Source organism: Pantoea sp. SM3 (assembly GCF_000963995.1).
Classification (GTDB): Bacteria; Pseudomonadota; Gammaproteobacteria; order Enterobacterales; family Enterobacteriaceae; genus Pantoea; species Pantoea rwandensis_B.
Genome location: NZ_JZRD01000083.1, coordinates 1 through 1352, shown reverse-complemented (window position 1 = coordinate 1352; position 1352 = coordinate 1). Strand labels below are relative to the sequence as shown.

The window sequence follows — 1352 nt, the reverse complement described above, 5'->3', positions numbered from 1 at the left end:
CGACATTGCGCATTACTTCAGCAAAGCGTCGGCGCCAACCCAGCAGGAAACGCTGGGGCAGATTGTCGTCGAAATCCTGCGCGCAGGCAAGAACCTTAACCGTAAAGCTATTTGTACCAAACTGCTGCGCCGCCTTGAAGTGGCAGCGAGCCTGGAAGAAGAACGTCATTATCAGACATTAATTGGCATGCTGTTTGAACGCTGAGTTACCCCGGTGTGTTGAGGCGGGACCCGCAGCATGCATTCAGGACCGCCCGGAATGGCCGTCCTGCCATCCTGCCCGGAGGGCATGAACCGGAAGATGCGGGTATGAAGAATACAGATTTAATGCGCCTCGCTGATGTAGTGCTGGGTGAGGCCGTAGTCGTACTACTAAGTAACGAAGACGTCATCAGCGCAGAAAGTGTTGCACGACAACTCCGTGCCATGGAAAGCGGCGAAACCACTGCTGTTAGGCGTGAAGCAATAGCCATGGCGCTGGGCGAGGTGCAGACGGAATTTATTCAGTCCCGTGAAAGCCGCGACGCCGCCGTGCTGGCATTTGGCGCCCTGAACGGCACGGGCGGCAGCAGTAAGAATTAATAGTAGCGGATTAATTGAAGGACGACTTTCCGTATTAACCGTAAAGAGGCAGGACGCCCGCAGGATGCGGCCCCCCAGGGGGGGGGCCGTTTTATTTCAGGCATTGAGCCTGGCCACTTCTGCCCGCAGGGCCTGACGGATAAAATCATGCAGCTAAACGAACAACACACCTCTACAGAAGCAAGCATCATTCAGCACTTCCGCAGCGGCGGCGACGCACTGGCCGCAGAGACTGCCGTGCTGGACGCCGTCATCCGCGACATCGTCATTCACGGTAAAAAGGTGACCAGCAAAGCAATCATTCTTTACCTTATCGCCGAGCTTGAGAGCACTTCAGACGTAGTTGAGCTCGACACACTGCGCAGCGCGCTGGAGATCGTAGTGGGCAAAACGCCAGACGACGAAGGCTTCTGAGGCTACTTATGCTTCTTGACGTGCGGCGGCCATCGCAGCCGGGGAGTCAAATCCCCCCTGCGAAGCCCATACAGAGCAGCTGACGGCGGCAACAAGGCTTATAGCAATCCAGACTTTCACAGACATCTCCCGAGTTAAAAGTTTCACACTTCTTAGTGTGGCACGTCACCATCAGTGCGCCAGGGTGTATGTCAGAACAGGAGGAATCTGAAGGTCAGTGCATCTGCTTAGCCAACAGCCTGATGGCTTTGTCGCAGCTTTCGCATATTACGCCTGCACCAGCCACTTCGCCCATGCTGTGCAGGGCGCTGGTGATTTCGTGAAGGGTGAGATACTGGTCCGGCTTAAGAAGGCGC

3 protein-coding genes are annotated in these 1352 nt (G+C 55.8%); all 3 read left to right on the top strand.

Annotated elements, in window-relative coordinates; genetic code table 11:
* Nucleotides 1–4: 4 nt before the first annotated feature.
* The 3 genes from ycgZ to VI01_RS24500 all read left to right on the top strand — a co-directional run bounded on the left by ycgZ (nt 5) and on the right by VI01_RS24500 (nt 996).
* A complete protein-coding gene (gene ycgZ / locus VI01_RS24510) occupies nt 5–205 on the top strand; it encodes a regulatory protein YcgZ (RefSeq protein ID WP_045816995.1) in 201 nt (66 codons plus the stop codon).
* A 104-nt stretch (nt 206–309) separates the two neighbouring features.
* On the top strand, nt 310–582 hold the full coding sequence (locus VI01_RS24505) for a hypothetical protein (protein ID WP_045816994.1): 273 nt from the start codon (nt 310–312) through the stop codon (nt 580–582).
* A gap of 147 nt (nt 583–729) precedes the next feature.
* On the top strand, nt 730–996 hold the full coding sequence (locus VI01_RS24500; RefSeq protein WP_045816993.1) for a biofilm development regulator YmgB/AriR family protein: 267 nt from the start codon (nt 730–732) through the stop codon (nt 994–996).
* Nucleotides 997–1352: the final 356 nt, after the last annotated feature.